The organism is Alistipes sp. ZOR0009 (assembly GCF_000798815.1).
In the GTDB taxonomy this organism is placed as follows: Bacteria; Bacteroidota; Bacteroidia; order Bacteroidales; family ZOR0009; genus Acetobacteroides.
In genome coordinates this window covers 32937-56916 of record NZ_JTLD01000050.1, presented here as the reverse complement: position 1 = coordinate 56916, position 23980 = coordinate 32937, and the positions used below count along the sequence as shown (strand labels likewise).

Below are 23980 nucleotides of genomic sequence, written 5' to 3'. Positions count from 1 at the left end.
GAAGGATTTTATGGCAATAAATTGATCTATTGAAATTTTTTAACCTCTTGTTAGAATAGCTTATTGACTAAATATCTATCTTAGTCAATAGTATTTATATAAGATAATCAAGGTTATAATGTGCAATAGGCATTTATTCACCTTTAGTACGAGCAGATAAGAAGTCTAACAAAATAAAATTTCCCTCGGGAAGAAAAGGAGGTTTAATATGCAAAATAAGCTTCAGGAGCTCACCGAAAAGCTCTATAAAGAAGGCTTAAGCAAAGGAGCTGCAGAAGCTGAGCAAGTTCTAGCAAAAGCTAAAGCTGACGCCCAGCAAATCATTGAGCAAGCAAAAAAGGATGCAGAAAAAATTCTTGCCGATGCAAAGCATAATGCTGCTGAATTGGCCAAAAACTCCGATTCTGAGTTTAAAATGGCTGCACGGCAAGTGATTAACTCAGTTAAGCAGGAAGTTGAAGAAATTATTGCAACAAAAGCAATAACGCCCTCACTTGATGCTGCATTTGCAAGTCCTGAATTTATTCAATCCATTGTAAAGGAGGCAATTTCCAAATTTAATCCTAATAATGATGCGGATAACTCACTTGCAGTCCTCCTTCCTAAAGACAAGAAGGAACAGCTTCAGCAATACTTTTTTAGTAAGGCGGGAGAAGCACTAAGCGTATACTTAGATGTTCAGTTTAGCAAAGGAGTAAAATCCGGATTTAAGATAGCCCCCAAAGATGGTGGATATCAGGTTAGCTTTACAGAGCAAGATTTTGAAAATTTATTCAAATCCTTCTTGCGTCCTCGTCTTGTAGAACTACTCTTTGGAGGAAAATAATTGAATATGATTCCAAACCAATATTACTATTTGGTTACTGGATTGCCAGAGCTCGTTTTTGATGCTGAAAATCGGAAAGTTGATTTGCAAGGCATTAAAAAGGAACTAAAGGTGAACGTTGCAGAGGAACATCAAAAGTTCCTAGATGCTCTTTTTCTCCATTATGACAATGAAAACGTATTCGCATACCTCAGAAATAAGCCTGTTACTAATGATTTAGGTACAGTTCCTGTTGCTGCATACGAAGAATTTTCAGAAAACAAGTCGCTTTTCCCTCTGTATATTCAGGATTTTTTTGCAGATAGAGCAAAAGAAAAATCTGAAGAAACAAAGATAGAGGAGGAAGAAAAAAGAGAAATTTCACCCGAAGTAGACCTCACAACTCGCTACTATCATTTTGTTGAACAATATGATAATAAGTTTTTAAAAGTTTGGTTTATGTTTGACAGGCAGCTAAGAAATATTTTGGCAGCCTTTAGCGCTCGGAAGTTAGATAAAGATGTCTCTCAGTTTTTAGTTGGTAACGACCCTATAACGGAACATCTGTCTAAAAACTTATCGGCCGACTTTGGACTAAGGGGAGAGGTTGCACTAATGGACAAGGTTATACATGCCTTGGATACCAGTAATTTTTTAGAAAGAGAAAGGCGCATCGACCAGCTAAGATGGAACCTAATTGAAGAAATCAACACTTTTAACTATTTTAATATAGATAAAATTCTTGGTTTCTGGATTAAAACCGAAATAGTTGCTCGTTGGATTAAGCTAGATCCCGCAACAGGAGAAGAACTTCTTAAAAGGTATTTTACAGAATTAAAAGGAGAATTTGATCTAAATGCGGCCTTCGATATTGAAAATGAGAAATAGGATAAAGAACCAAATATGAGAACAAAAGGAAGAGTTACAGGAATTATTTCAAACCTTGTAATTGTTCAAGTTGATGGTCCTGTTGCCCAAAATGAGATCGGGTATATTAAGCTTGGAGATGTAACACTTATGGCCGAGGTCATTAAGATCAATGGCGATAAGGCTTTCGTTCAAGTTTTTGAATCAACCCGTGGTCTTAAGGTGGGTAATGAAGTGGAGTTCATGGGGCATATGCTCGAAGCGACTCTAGGACCAGGGCTACTGCAACGTAATTACGATGGCTTGCAGAATGACCTTGAAGAACTTGACGGTGTATTTTTGAAACGAGGAATTTACACCAAACCTCTTAATGAAGACAAGCTTTGGGAGTATAACCCCATTGCCAATGTTGGAGATGAGGTCGAAGCAGGGGATTGGTTAGGTGAAGTAAAAGAAAACTGGGTGAACCACAAGATTATGGTTCCTTTCAAGTTTGAAGGAAAATACACCATAAAATCGTTGGCACCTGCAGGCAACTATAAAATAACTGAAACCATTGCAACTCTTACCGATGAAAATGGGGAAGAATGCAGTATCACAATGGTTCAGAAATGGCCTGTTAAGTTGGCTATTAAAGCCTACAAAGAAAAGCCTCGTCCCTTCAAGGTAATGGAAACTGGCGTTAGATGTATTGATACGCTAAATCCAATGGCTGAAGGAGGAACTGGCTTTATTCCTGGCCCTTTTGGTGCAGGAAAAACAGTTCTACAACATGCGCTATCACAACATGCCGAAGCTGACATCATCATATTTGCAGCCTGCGGGGAACGTGCGAATGAGGTTGTTGAGATGTTTGTTGAGTTTCCTCACCTAGAAGACCCAAGAACTGGACGTAAGCTGATTGAGCGTACTACAATTATCTGTAATACCTCTAACATGCCAGTTGCCGCCCGTGAAGCATCTGTATATATAGCAATGACAATAGGAGAGTACTATAGAGCAATGGGCTACAAAGTGCTTCTTCTTGCCGATTCAACATCTCGCTGGGCACAAGCACTTCGTGAAATGTCAAATCGTTTGGAAGAGCTTCCAGGTGCTGATGCATTCCCAATGGACCTTCCCGCTATTATTTCAAATTTCTACTCGCGTGCTGGTTTCGTATATCTAAACAACGGAAAATCAGGTTCTGTAACTTTTATAGGAACAGTATCTCCTGCTGGAGGTAACCTGAAAGAACCAGTAACAGAATCAACCAAAAAGGCTGCAAGATGCTTTTATGCTCTTTCGCAACAAAGAGCTGATTCTAAGCGATATCCAGCAGTAGATCCAATTGAATCATACTCTAAATACTTAGAGTATCCTGAAATTGTAGAATATCTGAAGAAAAAGATTTCCGAAGAGTGGGTTGATAAGGTACTTGATGTAAAAAATATTGTACTTAGAGGCCGTGAGGCTTACGAGCAAATCAATATTCTTGGAGATGACGGTGTTCCTGTTGAATACCATGATAGGTTCTGGAAGTCAGAGCTTGTTGACTTTGTTATATTACAACAAGACGCTTTCGATAAGATCGACTCCTCTACACCATTGAATCGACAACACTACATGCTTAACTTAGTTTCTCACATCATCAATTCCAAGTATAACTTCGAATCTTTTGATGTTGTAGGCAACTACTACAAGCGCATAATCAACGTTCTAAAGCAAATGAATTACTCTGAATTTGAGAGTGATAAGTTCAATGGCTATGAAAGCGAACTAAACGCAATACTTGAAGAAAGGAGGGTTGCTTAATGGAAACGACTGCTTTTCAACGAATTTATACAAAAATTGAAAATATCACCAAGGCTACCGTAACGCTTCGTGCAGAAGGTGTTATGAATGAAGAACTTGCTCAAGTAGGAGATAAGCTTGCTCAGGTAGTTAAGATTAGCGGGAACCTTGTAACTCTTCAAGTTTTTTCAGGAACTGAAGGGATTGCAACTAATACAGAAGTGGTATTTTACGGTCATGCTCCAAAATTAACAGTTGGAGACGATTTGGCTGGCCGCTTCTTTAATGCTTACGGAAAACCTATTTATGGTGGACCAGAACTTCAAGGAGAAGAACGTGAAATTGGAGGACCTTCTGTTAACCCGTTTAGACGTCAGCAACCTTCAGAGTTAATTGCAACTGGCATTGCAGGTATCGACTTGAATAATACGCTGGTTTCTGGCCAAAAAATCCCATTTTTTGCAGATCCAGACCAACCATTCAACCAAGTAATGGCAATGGTAGCGCTACGTGCAAAAGCAGATAAGATCATTCTTGGAGGGATGGGGCTGTCTAATGACGATTTCCTTTTCTTTAAAAATGTATTCGACAATGCTGGCGCATTAGATCGTATTATATCATTTGTAAATACGACAGAACAACCTCCTGTAGAGCGTCTTCTCATTCCAGATATGGCGCTTACAGCCGCTGAATATTTTGCAGTTGATAAAGGGCAAAAAGTTCTGGTTTTATTAACGGATATGACTCTTTATGCGGATGCTCTAGCAATTGTATCTAACCGTATGGATCAAATTCCATCTAAAGACTCAATGCCAGGCTCGTTGTACTCCGATCTTGCCAAGATCTATGAAAAAGCAGTACAACTTCCGAATGGAGGATCTATCACTATTATTGCCGTAACAACGCTATCCGGAGGAGATATTACTCACGCAATTCCTGATAACACAGGATATATCACAGAAGGACAGCTGTTTTTACGTGCCGATTCGGATACAGGAAAGGTGATTATCGATCCATTCCGAAGCCTATCACGCTTAAAACAGCTGGTAATTGGAAAGAAGACCAGAGAAGATCATCCTCAAGTTATGAATGCTGCAGTTCGCCTTTATGCTGATGCTGCAAATGCAAAAACTAAGCTGGAGAATGGTTTCGATCTAACCGATTACGATGAACGGGCTCTTAAGTTTGCCTACGACTACTCCAAGTTCTTGCTTGCTATCGACGTAAATATTGACACAACCAAAATGCTTGATACAGCATGGGACTTGCTAGCTAAGTATTTCAACCAAACAGAAGTTGCTATAAAGCAAGAGTTTGTAGAAAAATACTGGCCTAAGAACTAAAAAATAAGAACATGGGAGTTAAGTATCAAATAAACAAAACAGCGCTAAACGAGCTAAACAAACAGCTCCGAGTTAGAATGCGTGCGCTCCCAACCATTAAGAATAAGGAGTCAGCTCTACGTCTCGAAGTAAAAAAGGCCAAAACAATGGCCGATGAGGTTGAAGAGCGACAAAAAGAACTGATGCATCGTATGCAGTACATGCATGGCCTGTGGGCTGAATTTGAACCAGGCCTCGTTGCTGTAACCGATGTGAAAGTAACCCTTAGCAAAATTGCAGGTGTTAAAATACCCGTTTTGAAGGAGGTTATCTTTGAGGTTCAAGACTTCGATCTTTTTAGTAGCCCCTTTTGGTATGCCGATGGCATTCAAATATTAAAGGAACTTTCAACATTAGGAATTGAAAGAGAGTTTTACCTGCAAAAGATGAGACTTTTAGATAGAGCTCGAAAGAAAACTACCCAAAAAGTGAATCTTTACGAGAAAGTTCAAATTCCTGATTACGAAAATGCTATACGAAAGATCAAACGATTCTTAGAGGATGAGGAAAACCTTTCTAAATCAGCGCAAAAGATTGTAAAAAAACGATACGAGGAGGTTGCATCATGATTATAAAAATGATTAAGTATGCTTTCCTTGTTCATCATGAAGATTTCGCTTCATTTTTGGAGGATGTTCAGCGCATTGGAGTGCTGGATGTTACCAAAGAAAAGAGAAATCTGAACGAAGAAGAAAAAGCGCTGCTTGAGTTGTCAGGAAGGTACAATGCGGCGATCAAAGTGCTACAAAGAAATCAGGAGAATCAGGATCAACTTTTTGATAGAGATTCTCAAGATGTTCTTGAGCGCTTTGAAGCAATTCTCAAAGAGCGTGAGATTCTCGAGGCTGATCTGAAGAAGCTGAAAAAGGAGTATTCAGAACATTCACCTTGGGGGGATTTTGATTCTAACGCAATTCAAGATCTAGAATCGAAAGAGCTTAAAATTAGGTATTTTACGATACCATCAAAGCGTTTTAACCCTGAATGGGAGCTATTATACCCCATCCAAGTAATTAATGAATTAAACGGAATTACCTACTTTGCTTGCGTTCAACCTGATGCCGAAAATTTTTCTGTTCCAGCAACAGAGGTAAAGGCACCACAGCAATCTGCGTCAAAATTAAAAGACAGCATAGACAAAGTTGAAAGCGAACAAGAATCGCTAAAAAAAGAGCTATTAAGTCTATCGCAGTATGTCGAGATGCTTGTCAACACCCGATCGTCTTTACTTGAAAAGATTGATGTTAAATCGATTTACTATGGAGTAAAGCGAGAGGTTGGAGGTAGCGTAGCGGTTGTTTCTGGATTTGCGCCTGTAACTTCAGTTGATGAATTAAATCAATATCTGGAGTCAAAATCAATAGTCTATTTGACAGAGGAGGCTACCGTAAAGGATAATCCCCCGATAAAACTCAAAAATGGCAAATTTGCATCGCTTTTTGAATGGATTGGGGAGTTATACGTACCACCATCATATAATGAGCTGGATTTGACGCCTTTCTTTGCACCATTCTTTGTAATGTTCTTTGGATTGTGCATGGGAGATATTGGCTATGGAGTTGTTTTCATCATTGCCGGATTTATTTTAAGAAATAAACCAGCATTAGCAAACTTCAGACCGTTTCTGATTCTTATGCAATGGTTAGGCTTGGGGACTGTTGTAATGGGATTGCTCTCTGGTGGAATATTTGGCGAAGAAATGGCTAGCTGGCCCTTCCTTCCTCACAATATTCAGAAGCTATTCCTTGACAGAAATCAAATGATGCTGTTCGCTGTCGGAATCGGATTTGTCCAAATTCTATTTGGATTATCAATAAAGGCTTACAATAGGGCAAGAAAGCATTCCAACTGGCAATTTGCAATTGGCCCAATTGCTTGGATGATAATCTTGATAGGCGCGGCAATGTATTTTGTAGAACCTTTAAAGCCGTATTTTACCTATCTTGTTTATTCTGGTGTCGGTTTGCTTTTGCTTTTTAGCGACCCAGATAAAGGTATATTTGGACGCATTGGAATGGGGCTCGTAGAGCTATATGAAGTAACCGGATTCTTTGGAGATTTACTGTCATATATCCGTCTATTTGCCCTAGGTTTAGCGGGTTCTATTTTAGGACTTGTGGTAAATCAGATTGCGGCACTGGCATTAGGATCATTGCCTTTCGGACTCGATTATTTGCTATTTGGGATCGTTTTGGTATTTGGTCATGGAGCAAATCTTGCTCTATCGTCATTAGGTGCTTTTGTACACCCACTTCGTTTAAGCTTCGTGGAGTTTTATAAAAACTCCGGATTTGAGGGTAGTGGACGCTACTATAGACCTTTTGCAAAAAAAGTAACACAACAAAAAGATTAATAACAAAGTAAAATTTTGGAGGATAATAACATGTTTGTATCTGTAATGCTTGCATATGTAGGATTAGCCATTATGGTTGGTGTAGCATGTATTGGTAGCACAATTGGCGTTTCGATTTCAGGAAATGCTACAATTGGAGGGTTAAAAAAGAATCCTGATATCTTTGGTAAGAGTATGCTTTTAACGGCTCTTCCATCTACTCAAGGACTATATGGCTTTGCCGCTTTCTTCCTTTTCAATAGCATTATGCCAGCCTTTATTGCTAAAGGTGCTCCAATTGAAATTGCATTTGCAATATTGGCTGCAGGCTTAGCAATGGGCCTAGTAGGATACTTCTCTTCGGTAAAACAAGCAGGAGTTATTGCAAATGGAATCAATGAAATGGCAAATGGCAATGATGTTTTTGGTAAAACAATGATTCTTGCTGTATATCCAGAACTTTATGCGATTATTGCCCTTATTGCTGCAGTACTTATTCAAATAAGCGTAAGTGCTAGCCTAGGTTTATAATAAAAAAGCAACAAAAAGAGGCTACACACTAGAAGTGTAGCCTCTTTTTTTGCCCATTTGAGAAAGTCTGTGTACCAATAATGCTCAAATGGCCGTTTAAATTTAGTTAATGAGAAATACTTGTATTAGCAACAGGTTATATTTGCATGTTAAATGAATGAATACTCAGTCATATAAAGATGGCAAAGAGCATTGATGCAAGTAAGCTTGAACGAATTAAAGAATCTACCGTCGAACTGGTAGTAAGCCACGGCTATAACGCAGCATCCGTATCACTCATAGCCAAAAGGGCAGGTGTAGCAGATGGCTACTTATACCGTTTCTACAATAGCAAGTACGATCTTGTTTCTGACATTTTTAAAGATAAGGTCGAAACGCTTGTCGACTATTTTGACTATCTGTACGAGACTAAAAGTAGCATAAAAGAGATCGTACATGAATTTGTTGCGTACATAATGAACCGTGCCAAAGAATTTCCTGTTCAAATCAAGTTCCTTTTTATGCTTATTCACGATTATAACTTTGAGATAAACATTGAAGTTGCCAATCGTCTAAAGACAACCTTTGAAAAATTACTTGATAAAGGGAAAAAAAATAACGAAATTAACGAACATATAACATCGGAAGATTTGTATGTTTTAATCATAGGACAATCACTACTATACATTGATTCTCGATATAGAAATCATTTCGGACATCGAGAATTTGACGATGCCATTGTTAGTAGAGTTGCCAACTTGTGTTTTAAAGCAATTAATTAAAAACAAAATAAGGGTAAACGAAAAATGAAAAACAATAGGTTTTTTATGCTTGCTGTAGGCACTATTGGATTGCTTACACTTATAATATTGGTTGGATGGTACATTCTAAAACCGCAACCATATATCATTCAAGGCGAAATAGAAGCGACACAGGTTAAGGTGGCTTCAAAACTACCAGGACGCATCGACAGCCTTTATGTGAAAGAAGGTGATGCAGTAGCTGTCGGTCAGCTATTGTATACTTTAAGTAGCCCAGAAGTTACAGCCAAATTTGCGCAAGTAAACGCTGTTAAAGCAGCGGCAGAAGCTCAACGTCTGAAAGCTAATAACGGAGCAAGAATCGAAGAGATACAAGCAGCATATACAACTTGGCAAAAAGCAGAAGCGGCTGCTGATTTTGCAGAAAAAAGTTTTAAACGAATTCAAAATTTATTCAATAAAGGAGTAGTTGCTGCTCAAAAACGCGATGAAGTAGAAACGCAATATAAAGCAGCAAAGTATACGGCAGAAGCGGCCAAAGCAGTATATGATATGGCCAAAAAAGGAGCTAGAAATGAGGATAAAGCCGCAGCAGGAGCGCTAGTAAACCAAGCAACTGGTGCTGTTAGTGAAGTTTCATCTTACTTAAGCGAAACCCATCTCATGTCACCAATCAATGGCGAAATTTCATCTATTATTGCCGAGAAGGGAGAACTTATTGGAACTGGCTATCCCGTTATTACGCTTGTAGATTTAAAAGATGTATGGGTTTCATTTAACCTGCGCGAAGATTTTCTTTCTAAAATAAAAATGGGCAAATCTTTTAAAGGCAAAGTTCCTGCCCTAGGCGATAAAGAAATTGAGTTTAAAATTAGTCACATTGCTGTTTTGGGAGCCTATGCCACATGGACTGCAACTAAAACATCTGGTGATTTTGACCGCAAAACATTTGAGGTTAAGGCAAAACCAGTACAACAAAACTTAGGATTACGTCCAGGAATGAGCGTTCTCGTTGATTGGAATAAAATAGAGGACTAACACCTTAAACTATTTTGATGCGCAAAAGAATTAAACATTCGATGCGAGAAGGAATTTTGTGTGTGCTAAGTAGGGAATTAAAACGAATATCTAGCAGCTCGCTATATCTATTTGTTTTACTAATATTTCCGCTAGCATCGTTTTTCCTTTTTACAGAAATATTCGACAAGGGAGTTCCCCACAAAATACCTATTGCTGTTCACGATCAGGATGGAACATCCATGTCTCGTAAGGCAATACGAATGATTGGAGCAACCCAATCCGTTGATGTCGCCTATCGAGTTACAAGCTATGAAGAAGGAAAAAATCTTATTCTAGAAGGGAAAAGTAATGCCCTAGTAGTTATACCCAAAGATTTTGAACATAATCTTTATCGAGGTATCCCTAGTAAAGTATACGTATCTGTTAGTAATGTTAACATTTTAAAAGGAGGCCTTTTAGATCGAGATATTAGAACAGCTTTGCTAACCTTAAATGCAGGTGTTGATCTGCAATCAAGGGCAAAAAAGGGAGAAGATTTAAATGTTGCTGCTCAACAGATTATGCCAATAGTGGTCGAAAAGAGAATGCTTTATAATCCTTTTGGAAGTTACGCCTACTATTTGCTTACAGCACTACTTCCTATCATGCTGCAGATGTTTATTTTAACAGCTACGGTTTATGCTATAAATGTAGAGATGAAGGAAGGAACAGCCCGCGAATGGCTAAAGGCTTCTGGCTTTAATGTTATCAGTGCAATAACAGGAAAAGTTATACCTTATTCGATAGTCTTCTTCATTGTAAGCCTTTTCATGAGCACCTTGCTCTACCGATTTATAGGGGTACCACTAAGAGGAAGTAGAATTGTTCTTATGCTTTCAAACCTCTTTTTTGTTCTTTCCTATCAAGGTATTGGCGTCTTAATTGCAAATATGACAAGTAATCTTCGAATGGCGCTATCAATTTCAAGCGCATATGCGGTATGCGCATTTACATTCTCAGGATTAACGTTTCCTTTTGTAGGAATGCCTCATGCACTTGTTGTAGCCGGACAATTTTTCCCATTTACTCACTATTTAGATATTTATATCAGTCAAGGATTACGTGGTGCACCACTTTATACCGCACTTTTTCCTCTTGGAATGATGGGTTTCTTTATCCTTGTACCTCTTACTTTTTTACCCAGACTGAAAAAGTTTATGATGTATCAAAAATATTGGGGAGGAATATAGCATGTTGAAATCTATTAAAAGATCCTTGGATGTATTTATTCATACATTTTATACTGATTTTAAGCACATAGTTAAAGATCCTGGTGTTTTGATAATTCTTTTTGGGGCAACAATTATGTATCCGGTAATATACTCTGTTGCCTATTCAAAGGAAGTGGTAAGAGAAATACCTGTTGCTGTCGTAGATTTGAGCGAAACAAAAAGCAGCCGCACTTTAACTCAAATGCTTGATGCCAGCTCTCAAATTAAGGTAGATTATCATATTTACAATTTCAAAGAGGCGCAAAATTTATTTTATGACGACATCGTACATGGAATAATTATCATACCCAAAGATTTTGAAAGAAAAATTTTTCGAGGAGAACAGACATCCATAAAAGCATATGCAGATGCCACGTACTTTATGATATACAAACAAGTACTATCTGCTGCAGTTTCTGCTGGGACTACGATGGGAGTTAAAATAGAAGTTGCTCGCTTAATGCAGAAAGGAATGGATATGAATAAAGCATTAGCGCAAAGTCAACCGCTATCTGTTGAAACAAACTACCTTTTTAATCCATCTGCAGGATATGCATCATATGCCATGCCAGGACTTCTAATACTAATACTTCAACAAACTTTACTATTAAGTATCGGAATGTTAGGAGGAACCAACAGAGAACGTAATAGGAAGTATTATTTTCTAGAAAACACACTAAATCCGAGAAGTGCTATTCCCATTTTACTAGGAAAGGTATCTGCTTTTTTCTTGTTACACATTCTCAATGTATTCTTTGCTCTTGTTATTATATATAAGATTTTTGGATTCCCTCAAAAAGGAAATCCAATAGATATCATTATTTTAATAATCCCCTACTTATTGTCAGTTGGATTTTTAGGAGTAGCCATCGCATCGATGATTAAGAAAAGAGAACACTCATTGGTCTTCATGTTTTTCACTTCTATTCCGTTCGTATTTTTAAGTGGCATGTCATGGCCGATAAATGAAATGCCAACTGTACTTCAATATTTTACAAAAATAATTCCAAGTACAGCTGCCATTCAAGGCTTTTTGAGGCTCAATACAATGGGTGCTAGTTTAAAACAAGTATCGCATGAATTCGTTATGCTTTTATCACTAATGGTATTTTATTTTACCGTAGCTTATTTAATTCTAAGATACCGTATTAAACAAAACAACAAAGAGTTAGAATTACAAGAAATTGATAATGAGTCGAAAGATTCAAACTAAGAAACAAAGGCTCTCGAAATTGAGAGCCTTTGTTTTTAATACAATCCTTATGTTATATTTGCCTATACGAACATAAAGTTGAAACTCAATGCTGTCGTACAAAAAATCATTTTATGAATAGAACATTTCAATTAAAGCTATTGTCAATAGCAACTGTACTACTCTTGTCTTTAACTGGATTTGCCAATAGCAAAATCAACAAAGTAAGAGTAGTTTTTACAACTGATGTTCATGGAGCAATATTTGCGTATGACTTCATTGAGCAAAAGCCCAAAGAAGGCAGCTTATCACAAGTTTATGCCTATATAAAAAGTTTAAAGGCCGCTAAGGAAAACTATTTGCTTCTGGACAATGGAGACATGCTTCAAGGCCAGCCAACTGTTTACTATTACAACTTTGTAGATACCTTAAGTAGGCATCTACAGTCTAGAGTAATGAACTATATGGGATATAGCGCATTAACAGTTGGAAATCACGATTTAGAACCAGGACATCCCGTTTACGATCGTGTAAGAGCAGAATCCAACTTTCCTTGGTTAGCAGCCAATGCTGTTAAGCCATCAGGAAAACCTTATTTCGAGCCATATAAAGTATTCAAAGTTGCTGGGAAAAAAATTGCCGTCTTAGGCTTAATTACACCAGCAATCCCTTCGTGGCTCCCCGAAAATATCTGGAGCGGAATGACTTTTGAAGATATGGTAGAAAGCGCAAAAAAATGGATTAACATCATCCAAACAAAAGAGAAGCCCGATGCTATTATTGGTTTATTCCATACTGGCATAAATTTCAATTATAACAACCAGAACGAAGAAACTTACAAAAACGAAAATGCTGCTGCAATTGTCGCAAAGCGGGTAAAAGGATTCGACGCTATTCTATTTGGTCATGATCATGAAGTTTACAATAGCAAAATAGTAAATAGCTATGGAGATACGGTGCAGATGCTTAATCCTGCTGCATTTGCACGAACTGTTGGCGTTTTAAGCATCAACTTCTCTGGTAGTAAAAAAATACTTTCAGGAGAGATTGTTGATGTCAAAAGCGTTAAGCCTGATCCCGATTTTATGGCGGCTTTTAATTCTGATTTTAATAAAATCAAAGACTATTCTTCTAAAGAAATTGGTGTTTTAGATGAAACAATAAATGCTGAAGATGCCTATTTTGGGAGCTCGTCCTTTGTTGATCTTGTTCACAGAGCTGCCCTTAAAGAATCTAAGGCAGATATAAGCATGGCTTCCCCTCTTATGTTCAACGCATTAATCCCTGCAGGTACAATTACCGTTGGAGATATGTTTCGTCTTTATAAATACGAAAATCTTTTATATGGACTCAAAATGAGTGGGCAGGAAATTAAAGATTTTTTAGAATACTCTTATAATCTGTGGATTAAAAAAGTGGACGACCCTAACAATGGAATGCTTCTATTAAACTCTAGTACGCACTTTAAGAATCCATATTACAATTTTGACTCTGGTGCAGGCTTAATTTACACGGTAGATATAACCAAGGATGCAGGAAGTAGAATCAACATCATTTCTTTAGCAAACGGACAGCCGTTTGAGTTAACTAACACTTATACTGTTGCCATGAGCAGCTATAGAGGCAACGGAGGTGGAGGACATTTGACCTTTGGAGCCAAGATTCCACAAGAGGAAATATCGAAAAGGATTGTTTATGTTAGCAAATTTGACCTGCGCTATCTTATAATGAATGAAATTATTAGAACAGGAAAACTAAACCACACTCCTTTAAATTCCTGGAAGTTTATACCTGAAGATATGCGCCAAAAAGCAGAATCAGTAGATCGAAAGATAATTTTCAATAAATAGACTTTGTAGAAAACCACGTTTTCTATAACTTAGACCTATCCCTTCTGAGATAGGTCTTTTTTAATCTTTTACCATGAGTTACCTAAAGAAAGTTTTTTTATTCGGATGCATGTTTCTTATTGCAAATCAACTGGATGCACAGACGTATACTTCTAAAAATAAGAAGGCTATCAAATTGTACGAAACAGCCTTAACTTTTTTTGAACATCACAATTACATCGACTTTTTTAATACCATTGATGAAGTTTTAACCGCAGATAATCAATTTATTGAGCCATATCTTTTGGCAATGCAAGCATGTATGGAAAAGGGAGACGCCGATAATGCTCTTAAATTTGGGGAAAAGGCCTATAAGATCAACCCTCTATTTTACCCTTTCTTAAGCGCAAAATTAGGAGAAATTAAGTTAAAAAAAGGGGAATACGCTGATGCTATTAAATATTTCCAATTTTTTGTAGAAAAAAATCCCAGCCAACAATCAAAAGTATCTGACCTAATTGAAAGAGCTAAGTTTGCTGTAAATTTACAAGAGCATCCTGTTACTTTTAATCCCATAAATCTCGGAGATTCAATTAACACTCAGTACGATGATTACTGGCCTAGCGTAACTGGAGATGGAAAGACATTCGTCAAAACGAGTAATACTCCCATTAAAAATAACCTAACAGGCTACCAAGAAGACTTTTACGTATCATACCAACTTGAAGATAAGGGATGGAGTTCAGCAATCAAAATGCCAGGAAATATAAATACAGCAGCAAACGAAGGTGCCCTGTCGCTAACTGCTGATGGAAAAGGAATGTATTTTACCATCTGTACAACAACATGCCATCTTTTTTATTCAAAAAACACCAATAATGGATGGAGTAAACCTGAAAAACTACCAGCACCGGTAAACACAAATGCTTCAGATAAGCAACCATCGATAAGTCCAGATGGCAAATATCTCTACTTTACCAGTAATAGAGCAGGAGGGTATGGTGGTTATGATTTATATATGGCCATTAGAGATGATGAGACAGGAGAATGGAGTAGCGTAAAAAACTTAGGAAGCACAATTAATACGCCCAAAAACGATGTCGCGCCATTTATTCATTTTGATGGCTCAAGCCTTTATTTCTCTTCTGATGGTCACTGGGGAATGGGAGGATTAGACATTTTCGTTAGCAGAAAACTTAAAGAAAACGAGTGGAGTAAACCTGAAAATATAGGTTTTCCAATCAATACAAAAGGGGAGGAGCAAGGAATTGTCATATCACCCGATACCAAAAACACCTACTTTGCAACAAACCGCAGCGATAATAATGGGTTAGATATTTATACTTTTGAAATGCCAGAACAACATAAACCAATGAGAACCTCATATATAAAAGGAGTTGTTCTGGATTCTAAAACAAAAAAGCCCCTCGATGCAAAAATAATTTTAGGCAATCTTTCAACTGGAAACGATGATTTTATTACCTTATCAAAGAAGGAAGATGGAACTTTTTTTACTTCTCTGCCTGCATTTTCAAGCTATGCAATGCAAATTGTAAAAGCAGGGTATCTTTTTTATTCTGAAAGTTTTAAGTTAGATTCCATACGAACAATACAAAATCCGTATGTAATTACAGCAGAGTTAACTCCTATTGCAATTGGAGCATCCTCTATTCTGCAAAATGTCTACTTCAATTTTAATGAATATAAGCTTCTTCCAGAATCATTCGTCGAGTTACATCGGCTTGTAATCCTGATGCAAGAAAATCCAACTATGTGGATTGAAATATCAGGACATACCGACAATATTGGGAAGAAAGATTACAACAAAAAACTGAGCGAATATCGAGCTCTTGCCGTAAAAAAATATCTAGTAGACAACGGAATAGACAGCAACAGAATAAAGCCTGTCGGTTATGGGTCAGAAAAACCTGTAGCAGATAACATTAGCGAAAACACTAGAAAGAAAAATCGCAGAACTGAAATGAGAGTTTTGTACAAATGATCTTTAATGCAAAAAAAGGTTAGATTGTAGACATTTTTTATAAATTTGTCGCAATACCAAATAAAAAACCACATCGCCTATCTTCTTTTATAACAACTATTTAAACAGACTGATAAGCGACAAAAAAAAGTTAAATGAAAAAGTTCACTATTTTTGCCTTAGCGACGCTTCTATATGCAGGAGCAATGGCTCAAGAAGCTAAAAAGGAAGCCACCAAACCTGAGGGTTACAAATTCACAGTTGTTAAGCAGGTGCAAGGAACCCCTGTAAAAGACCAATTTCGATCTGGAACTTGCTGGAGTTTTTCGGGAATTGGCTTTTTGGAAAATGAGTTAATCCGAACAGGAAAAGGAGAATTTGACCTATCTGAAATGTGGTTAGTTCGCAACTGTTACGCTGCTAAAGCAGAAAAATATGTGCGCCTACAGGGCAACTTCAACTTTGCCGGTGGTGGCGGATTCTTCGATCTATTCTGGGTTATGAATAATTTTGGTTTAGTTCCAGAAGAAGCTTATCCTGGACTAAAGTACGGAGAAGAAAAGCATGTGCATGGAGAACTTGATGCGTTAACAAAAGCATATGTGGACGTAATTGTGAAAAATCCCAACAAAAAATTAAGCACTGCATGGAAAAATGGATTTAGCGGAATACTAGATGCTTATCTTGGGACAACACCTGAAAAATTCTCCTACAAAGGGAAAGAGTATACCCCACAATCATTTGCAAAAGAATTGAACATCAATGCAGACGATTACGTATCGTTAACATCCTATACCCATCATCCATTTTATAAAAAAATGATTCTTGAAATTCCAGATAACTGGCTATGGGAAGAATCTTACAACCTACCATTAGATGAGCTAATGCAGGTAGTTGATAACTCTTTAAACAATGGATACTCAATAGCATGGGGAGCAGATGTTAGCGAAAAAGGGTTTCAATACAATAAAGGTGTAGCTGTAATTCCTCAAACCAATGTGGCAAACCTTTCAAACTCTGAAAAATCGAAATGGTCTGAGCTAACAGCAAAAGAGCGTGAATCTATGATTTACAAGCTAGAAGAGCCTGTTTCAGAAATGACTATAACCCAACAAATGCGTCAAGATGCATTTGACAACTATCAAACAACCGATGACCATGGAATGGTACTCGAAGGTATCGCTAAAGATCAAAAGGGTGATACTTTTTATATCGTAAAAAATTCTTGGAGTGCTGATGGCATATATAAAGGATATTTTTACGCTTCTCGTCCCTTTGTTCAGTACAAAACGATGAACATTATGGTTCATAAAAATGCCATTCCAAAGGAAATTCAAAAGAAACTTGGAATAAAGTAACATGAAATAAAAAAGGCTCTTAGTAAAGAGCCTTTTTTATTTCGTCAAAGCGATACTATAAATTGTAGCTTTTGCAGATTTAGCACAAAAGTAAACTCTATTGCAGGCATAAGAAATTGCAATAATATCTCCATACCTAAAGTTTTTAACCAGAACTGTTTTATCTCTATTCCTAACGATGTAGATTGATCTTTTAGTAGCCACAATTGGCCTCGACTTATAGTCAAAATCGATATCGACTACATCTTCAAGATCACCTTCTTCTTCAATAACTTGCGATTGAATATCTTTGTTGTAAAATTGTTTTTGAATTACATAACTTTCCGGTACAGAATATAGCATACCGATTTTTTTATTAATAATATAAAGTGTTGAATTATTTAAATTTAGAGCAATTTTATATTTAAAATCCTCTGACGTACCTCTCAAAGAATCTCCAATAAGCTGAAATACAATACTGCTTTTTTGCCGAATAGGAGGTGAAAAAGACTTAAAAGTTCCGTCTTTAACATTTAATGATACAATATCCTTTTTTGCATTGTCTATGTAGATGACAACCTCTTGTTTTTCATCGACCTGAAGGTCAGAAATGGACGAAAAATCTCGACCAGCAATCGGAAGTATGAAGTATGTTTTCTCGGTAACTCGTCGCAAAAAATCATATTTAATCAGTTTATAACGCTTGGGGCTATTTTTTTTCCCCTCTGTTTTATCGAAAAGTAGCCACGAGACGCCTTCTTTCCCAACACATGAATAGATAAGATTTGATGCAAATAAAGTGTCTCTTAATGATAAAGGAAAAATTACTTGAGCTGGAGATGACGATTTGTCGGCCTTAATAGATAGCTTAAAATGATTGGCATCTTTATCATTATTATTATAAATCAGAAAATATCCACTATTCGTATAAACAAAACCCTCTACAATGCCATTTTCAATTGTCGTATGAAGAGCAGGAATAGGCTCGTTCTTGCACCCATGCAGCATCACTGATAACGATAAAAACGAAATAAGAATAATCTTCACAATAGTTAGATTTTGAATCACATGAGCGGACAATTTAAATAAACATTACTAAAAAACAAAAGCCTAATGAAAATACATTAGGCTTTGCTTTTTATGCTTTGTAATTAGCAACCTGCGGGGATTGCTGCTCTTTTAACTTGTCAAAATCGTCAATGCTATAGGCAATAACCATAATTTTGTACACTTTTCCATCCTCATCAGCAATTGGTATGAAAGTTTCGTATAAAACAACTTTTGCCCCAATTCCCTTTATTGTCGACTTTACCTTTGATGGGATTCCCCTCTTTAGGTTATTCCAAAATTCGCCAAAGTTTGCAGATACATAAGTATCTACATCCCTAACACTAAGACCTATTAAGTTTTCTCGTCTCATACCTAGAAGAGAAAGAACAGAATCATTTGCCGTAACTACGAATCCTTCAATATCATATTCAAAAATATAGCTTGCAGCGCTTAAAGAGGTTAACAAGTTTTCTATTTCCTTAGATTTTCTAGCAGACTCTTCTTGGGTTGCAATTAACTCTTCCATATTTTGTCGCATTTCCTCTTCCTGTGCCGACAGCTCATCAGCTTGGAATTTAGACGCTTCTAAAAGCTGCTTCGTTTTGATATTTACTTTTGCTGTAGATATGGTAGAAGCTATCGTAATTCCTATTTTTTCGACAAAATCAATAACATGTCTTTCAAATACATCAAATGCAGCAAGTTCAATTACCCCATACACCTCATCATTAAGCTTCAATGGAACTATAAGTATACATCTAGGATTATCTTTACCTAACCCAGAACCTATTGAAATATATCCTTCTGGAATTTCAGACAAGAAAATTGTTTCACTTTCTTGGACACACCTTCCAACTAAGCCTTCGCCAACAGATAAGCTTCTTTCCTCATATTTTCTTCTATCGTATGCATAGCAAGCCATCAAATCGATAGATTTAGAGCCATCTTCTTTCTCCGATATAAGGAAAAGGCCTCCAACATCAGCTCGTATGTAGTCGATTAGATTACTTAAAATATGATATGAAAACTCCTCTAGATTTGTTTCATTATGGCGTAAAAGCTCTCCAAATAGCGCAACACCTTTAGTTGCCCAGTTTACTTTCTCGTCTTCTATTTTTCGTAACTCTTCAAGCCTTTTAGCTTCCTCTAGATTTTTTTTCATATCCAACAGCGCAATCCCGAGAACATCGTCATTACTCTGTGGTTCGAATTTGACTGACAGGTTTCCTTTTCCTACTTCTCTTGCAAAATCAACAGTGCTTAATAAGCTGTCTATTAGAGTATTTGTTGATTGAGAAATATCGCTAAGTTCATCATTGGTAGTAACCGTAACCTTATTAGAAACATCAACCTTACCCGATGCCAAATTTTTTAAAGCAACATTTACCTTCACCAAAGGACGAGTAATTTGATGCGATAGAAGACCAATAACAAGAATAACAAGCAAAAGAGATATTGCTGCTACAATCCAAAGCCTATTAAGGGTATCTGAAGCCATTCCCAACATTTCACTGGTAGGCACTGCAAATCCAAACGCCCAGTTAACATTTGCAGATTTATTAACCATTGGCACAATAACATATCGATACTCCTCGCTTGTAATACTATTATCAACATTAAAACTAAATGGAATACCTTTTGAAATTTGCTTTGCAATATCATTGTCCTCTGAAATATTTAGAAACTCTTTCAGATTCTTACCGCGCAATGCATTTTCGGTTGCGGCCACAACAGAACCATTTCCTGACAAAATAAAAGATTTGGCTTTATTGAGCGTTTTTATCTTTGCAACAATACCTTGCATTGACTCTAATTCTACATCATAACCTACCAATGCTTGAAATTTGTTATCTATTAAGACTGGAGATCCAATACTTGTCTCGAAAATGCTATCCTTCTTGTTATAGCTATACCAGTAAGGATCCATAAGTATATTCTTTTTAGAAGCCTTAAATCCAGCATAAAGTTCTGCACGCTTGTTTTTTACCAAATCAAGAGTATCCTGTATATACTCTAGCTTCCCCTTATTTCTAAAATAAGTAATGCTAATTCTTCCTGTCTCCTTATCAAAAAGAGGATCAAGATTTTTAAGTTCAACACTAGCCCAAACAGACACCCATTCTGGATGAGCAACAGCAGCACGATATACCTCTTGCTTAACCCTTTCCAATCTCTCATTAACAGGAGAATTCAAGCAATTAAGTACACTATTAGCCATTTGAGAGGAATAAGAGAATAAAGAATCAATCTCTCTCTGTACCTTTGTAGTGTTTTCCTTCCCCACGCGGAGAGCTATTTCATCCGCATACTTCCCATACACTTCCTTTAACCCGCGAATTTCCTCATAAACACTTAAAGCATAGGCAACAAACACAACAGCAAGTACGCCTAAAATAAGTTTTGAGCGGAGTTTGAGTTTCAACTTCATTGATTAATTGAATTACTTTAAAATACAGCCAAACTTTGCAAACAAAAATATCAACATTCTTTAATTATTCTTACAACACACACACTTTTTATCTTAGAGATATTTTTTTCATACCTTTGAGCCAATCATAAACCTAATTCATTTCAAATTATGAAATTATTAGAAGGAAAGGTAGCCCTTGTAACGGGAGCAGCACGTGGTATTGGTAAGGCTATCGCCCTGCGCTTTGCGGCAGAAGGTTGTAGCGTTGCATTTACCGACCTAGAGTATAACGAAGCGGCAAAGGCTACTGAAATCGAGATCGCAGCATTGGGCGTTAAAGTAAAAGGATATGCATCAAATGCAGCCAACTACGAAGACACTCAACGAGTTGTAAATGAAATTGTAGCTAATTTTGGACGTATAGACATTTTAGTTAATAACGCAGGTATAACCAAAGATGGTGCCCTCAAGCGTATGACAGAAGCCCAATGGGATGCGGTTATTGCTGTAAATTTAAAATCTGTATTTAACTTTACCAAAGCAGTGCAACCAATCATGTGGAAGCAAGCCGGAGGAAGCGTAATCAACATGAGTTCAGTTGTCGGTGTATCTGGAAATGCAAACCAATGCAACTATGCTGCATCTAAAGCAGGAATTATTGGTTTCACCCAATCTGCAGCGAAAGAAATGGGAACTCGTAATATTCGCCACAACGCGATTGCCCCAGGTTTTATAATTACTGAAATGACAGGTCAACTTCCTGAAGAAGTGAAAAAAGAGTGGGCTGCAAAAATACCTTTACAACGAGGAGGAACACCTGAAGATGTTGCAAACGCCTGCGTATTTTTTGCTTCAGATCTTTCTGCTTATGTAACAGGTCAAGTTCTAACCGTTTGCGGCGGAATGAACATTTAATCAAAGTTCACCTAAAATATATTGCCAATCTTAATAAAGGTTGGCATTTTTTTTGCTTATATTGGTAGTACTTTAACAAAAGTTGATATGCGAAAAATTCTATATTTATTTTTTATCGCAAGCGTTTCATCTTGTGCTGTTACCACACATACGGTAAATGTAGAAATATTAAAGGCTGGCACACACAGTTTGAAATTATCCCCCAACGATAGGGTAATGGTTGTTGCTAACTATAATCCCAATGCAAGGTACTTTCGAAAAAAGGTAACCGCATTTGTAGATGACTCCCTCCAGGTTGCATCTACCGCAAACTTATTTTCCGATTACTACAGATCGCTAGGCACTTTTACGACCTCATATATCCCGATTAAGTACAAATTACGCACTAAAACAGACTCTAATGAGCCCGTAGATTTGACAAAAAAGGAAATATTCAATTATACCATTCTGGATAAATCAAGATATCTCATCGACATTTCCTTATTACGAACATTAATTGAAAAAGTAGATGGGCTAACCTATAAAGCCACATTTGCGTCTTTGTGGAGAGCCTATGACGCAACAAACGGCAGTATGATCAGAGAAATGGTTTTTAAAGACTCTTTATACTATGATCAGTACGAAAAAGTTCGTAGAGATGAGCTAGATTCCACCATTGCTTCTGATATATCTTTCAAAATTGCAGATAGAATGGGAAAGGAGTTTTTCCCATATTGGGAAGAACAAGCCCGTTTTTATATGTTAATCCAAGATCCTTCCTTCTTAAAAGTAAGAACATTTATTCAAGAATTTCGATGGAAAGAAGTTATCGGCTTAATGAAATTGTACTTAGAAACAGGAGATAAAAATGATGCCTATGCGGCTTCTTTTAACATTGCTTTAGCATGCGAAATGATGGGGAATTTTGATTTAGCTCTAAAATGGATAGAAAAGTGTAAGAAAATTAAATCTGACTACACAACAAACTTATATGAGGCAATTCTTTTAAGCAGACAAAGTGAAACAGGCCAAATTTTGGAGTAGTTTTTTTACAAAAAATACTAAATTTGCCAAAACGCCTCTTTAGCTCAGCGGTAGAGCAGCTCACTCGTAATGAGCAGGTCGTGGGTTCAAATCCCATGAGAGGCTCATATAAATCCTCAAAAAGATCTTCTTTTTGAGGATTTATTGTTTAATTTTTATAAAAATCAATTAACACCAACATCCTTTCCCTACATTTACCTCAAACATTTAGTTGGGAAATAAGTTAAAACACAACAGTATGAAGGTAGAAATAATCACGATAGGAGACGAGCTGCTAATAGGTCAGGTTGTTGATACAAATTCCGCTTGGATAGGAAAAAAGCTCAATGAGGTAGGAATCGAAATATCTAAGATTACATCAATCGGAGATAATAAAAATCAAATATTTAAAGCCCTAAACGACGCTTTTGCAAATGCAGATGCCATTCTTATGACAGGTGGATTGGGACCAACCAAAGATGATATTACAAAAAAAGCATTAGCAGAATATTTTGAGTGCGGTTTTAAAACAGATACTCCCACTCTTGATCGAGTCGTTTCAATTCTCAGCAAAAGAGGTATAGCCCTTTCTGATATAAATAGAATGCAAGCAGAAGTTCCTGATATTTGCGAAGTTATTCAAAATTTTAACGGAACAGCCCCCTGCATGCTATTTAAAAAAGAAGGAAAGTTCCTTTTTTCAATGCCAGGAGTTCCATTTGAGATGAAATTGCTAATGGAGCAACAAATTATAAAAATACTTGAAAAGGAAGCTGGCAACAATGCTATTTTGCATAGAACAATTATGACTACAGGAATTCCGGAGTCTGTTTTAGCAAAGAAAATAGAAAGCTGGGAAGATAATTTACCTTCAAATATGAAGTTGGCATACCTCCCAAGTTTGCAAGGTGTTAGACTTAGAATAACCGCAATAGGATCCGATAAAAATAGTCTGAATAACGAAACAAATTCGAAAATCGCAGAAATCACTAATATTTTGAATGACAATATCTTCAGTTTTGAAGATGAAAAGTTGGAAGTTGTCGTTGGACGTATACTGAAAACAGAAAATTTTACGGTTTCAACAGCAGAATCTTGCACAGGAGGCACTGTGGCTAGTACCATTGTTTCGGTATCAGGAGCATCTCGCTATTTTAAAGGAGGCATTATAGCTTACGATGATAACGTTAAAACAGATTTGTTAAACGTAAACCCATGTATACTTTTTACAGATGGAGCTGTCAGCAAAAGCGTTGTTGAACAGATGGCCGAAGGGGTCAGAAAATTACTTAAAACAGACTTTGCTATTTCAACATCAGGAATAGCAGGTCCTGATGGAGGCACAGATTCAAAACCAGTTGGAACAACCTGGATAGCAGTCGCATCCGAACATGGAACTTTCTCTAAAGTTTTCAATTTCGGAGACAATCGAGAGCGAACAATGGTAAGAGCAACTGCAGCAGCTTTAAACATGCTTAGGATTGAAATTTTAAAAAAGCGGTAAATTCGAAAAAAAGTAGCTGATCCTTTGTATTTTTGAAATAAAATCACGTAATTTGCACCC

General features: G+C 36.9%; 19 protein-coding genes and 1 tRNA gene. 18 read left to right on the top strand and 2 right to left on the bottom strand.

Annotated features, from left to right (window positions below; genetic code table 11):
- Positions 1 to 208: 208 nt before the first annotated feature.
- The 14 genes from L990_RS13955 (at position 209) to L990_RS13890 (ending at position 17060) form a co-directional block, all read left to right on the top strand.
- Positions 209 to 826, top strand: a complete 618-nt coding sequence (locus L990_RS13955; RefSeq protein ID WP_047450603.1) for a hypothetical protein — start codon at positions 209 to 211, stop codon at positions 824 to 826.
- Between the two features lie 6 nt (positions 827 to 832).
- Positions 833 to 1693 (top strand): DUF2764 family protein, encoded by an 861-nt coding sequence (locus L990_RS13950; RefSeq protein WP_047450601.1) that lies wholly within the window; start codon positions 833 to 835, stop codon positions 1691 to 1693.
- Between the two features lie 15 nt (positions 1694 to 1708).
- On the top strand, positions 1709 to 3466 hold the full coding sequence (locus tag L990_RS13945; protein ID WP_047450599.1) for a V-type ATP synthase subunit A: 1758 nt from the start codon (positions 1709 to 1711) through the stop codon (positions 3464 to 3466).
- On the top strand, positions 3466 to 4788 hold the full coding sequence (locus L990_RS13940; protein ID WP_047450597.1) for a V-type ATP synthase subunit B: 1323 nt from the start codon (positions 3466 to 3468) through the stop codon (positions 4786 to 4788). Before L990_RS13945 ends, L990_RS13940 begins: the two co-directional genes overlap by 1 nt.
- An 11-nt stretch (positions 4789 to 4799) precedes the next feature.
- Positions 4800 to 5396, top strand: coding sequence for a V-type ATP synthase subunit D (locus tag L990_RS13935; RefSeq protein WP_047450594.1), 597 nt, complete (start codon positions 4800 to 4802; stop codon positions 5394 to 5396).
- Between the two features lie 8 nt (positions 5397 to 5404).
- Positions 5405 to 7180 (top strand): V-type ATP synthase subunit I, encoded by a 1776-nt coding sequence (locus L990_RS13930; protein ID WP_197057300.1) that lies wholly within the window; start codon positions 5405 to 5407, stop codon positions 7178 to 7180.
- 30 nt (positions 7181 to 7210) lie between these two features.
- The gene (locus L990_RS13925) at positions 7211 to 7690 is read left to right on the top strand and encodes a hypothetical protein (RefSeq protein ID WP_047450589.1); all 480 of its coding nucleotides are present in this window, start codon (positions 7211 to 7213) and stop codon (positions 7688 to 7690) included.
- Positions 7691 to 7869: 179 nt separating this feature from the next.
- On the top strand, positions 7870 to 8451 hold the full coding sequence (locus L990_RS13920) for a TetR/AcrR family transcriptional regulator (RefSeq protein ID WP_047450586.1): 582 nt from the start codon (positions 7870 to 7872) through the stop codon (positions 8449 to 8451).
- A gap of 24 nt (positions 8452 to 8475) precedes the next feature.
- Positions 8476 to 9468, top strand: a complete 993-nt coding sequence (locus L990_RS13915; RefSeq protein ID WP_047450583.1) for an HlyD family secretion protein — start codon at positions 8476 to 8478, stop codon at positions 9466 to 9468.
- A gap of 17 nt (positions 9469 to 9485) precedes the next feature.
- A complete protein-coding gene (locus L990_RS13910; RefSeq protein WP_081981721.1) occupies positions 9486 to 10679 on the top strand; it encodes an ABC transporter permease in 1194 nt (397 codons plus the stop codon).
- Between the two features lie 25 nt (positions 10680 to 10704).
- Complete coding sequence (locus L990_RS13905; RefSeq protein ID WP_047450712.1) at positions 10705 to 11913, top strand: ABC transporter permease; 1209 nt, start codon at positions 10705 to 10707, stop codon at positions 11911 to 11913.
- A gap of 29 nt (positions 11914 to 11942) precedes the next feature.
- Positions 11943 to 13742, top strand: coding sequence for a bifunctional metallophosphatase/5'-nucleotidase (locus L990_RS13900; RefSeq protein ID WP_156121597.1), 1800 nt, complete (start codon positions 11943 to 11945; stop codon positions 13740 to 13742).
- 73 nt (positions 13743 to 13815) lie between these two features.
- Positions 13816 to 15723 (top strand): OmpA family protein, encoded by a 1908-nt coding sequence (locus L990_RS13895; protein ID WP_052181030.1) that lies wholly within the window; start codon positions 13816 to 13818, stop codon positions 15721 to 15723.
- Between the two features lie 134 nt (positions 15724 to 15857).
- Positions 15858 to 17060: an aminopeptidase C gene (locus tag L990_RS13890; RefSeq protein ID WP_047450576.1), complete on the top strand. Its 1203-nt coding sequence runs from the start codon at positions 15858 to 15860 to the stop codon at positions 17058 to 17060.
- A gap of 36 nt (positions 17061 to 17096) precedes the next feature.
- Here L990_RS13890 and L990_RS13885 read toward each other — a convergent pair whose 3' ends face one another.
- Both L990_RS13885 and L990_RS19370 read right to left on the bottom strand, forming a co-directional pair.
- A complete protein-coding gene (locus L990_RS13885) occupies positions 17097 to 18086 on the bottom strand; it encodes a hypothetical protein (RefSeq protein WP_156121595.1) in 990 nt (329 codons plus the stop codon).
- Between the two features lie 91 nt (positions 18087 to 18177).
- Positions 18178 to 20517 (bottom strand): GAF domain-containing protein, encoded by a 2340-nt coding sequence (locus L990_RS19370; RefSeq protein ID WP_052181029.1) that lies wholly within the window; start codon positions 20515 to 20517, stop codon positions 18178 to 18180.
- A 150-nt stretch (positions 20518 to 20667) separates the two neighbouring features.
- Here L990_RS19370 and fabG point away from each other — a divergent pair, with 150 nt between their 5' ends.
- The 4 genes from fabG (at position 20668) to L990_RS13860 (ending at position 23920) form a co-directional block, all read left to right on the top strand.
- Positions 20668 to 21414: a 3-oxoacyl-[acyl-carrier-protein] reductase gene (gene fabG / locus L990_RS13875; RefSeq protein ID WP_047450570.1), complete on the top strand. Its 747-nt coding sequence runs from the start codon at positions 20668 to 20670 to the stop codon at positions 21412 to 21414.
- 87 nt (positions 21415 to 21501) lie between these two features.
- Positions 21502 to 22437 (top strand): DUF6340 family protein, encoded by a 936-nt coding sequence (locus L990_RS13870; RefSeq protein WP_047450568.1) that lies wholly within the window; start codon positions 21502 to 21504, stop codon positions 22435 to 22437.
- Positions 22438 to 22470: 33 nt separating this feature from the next.
- Positions 22471 to 22542 (top strand) — tRNA-Thr (locus L990_RS13865).
- Positions 22543 to 22675: 133 nt separating this feature from the next.
- On the top strand, positions 22676 to 23920 hold the full coding sequence (locus L990_RS13860; protein WP_047450566.1) for a competence/damage-inducible protein A: 1245 nt from the start codon (positions 22676 to 22678) through the stop codon (positions 23918 to 23920).
- The last annotated feature ends 60 nt before the right edge of the window (positions 23921 to 23980 follow it).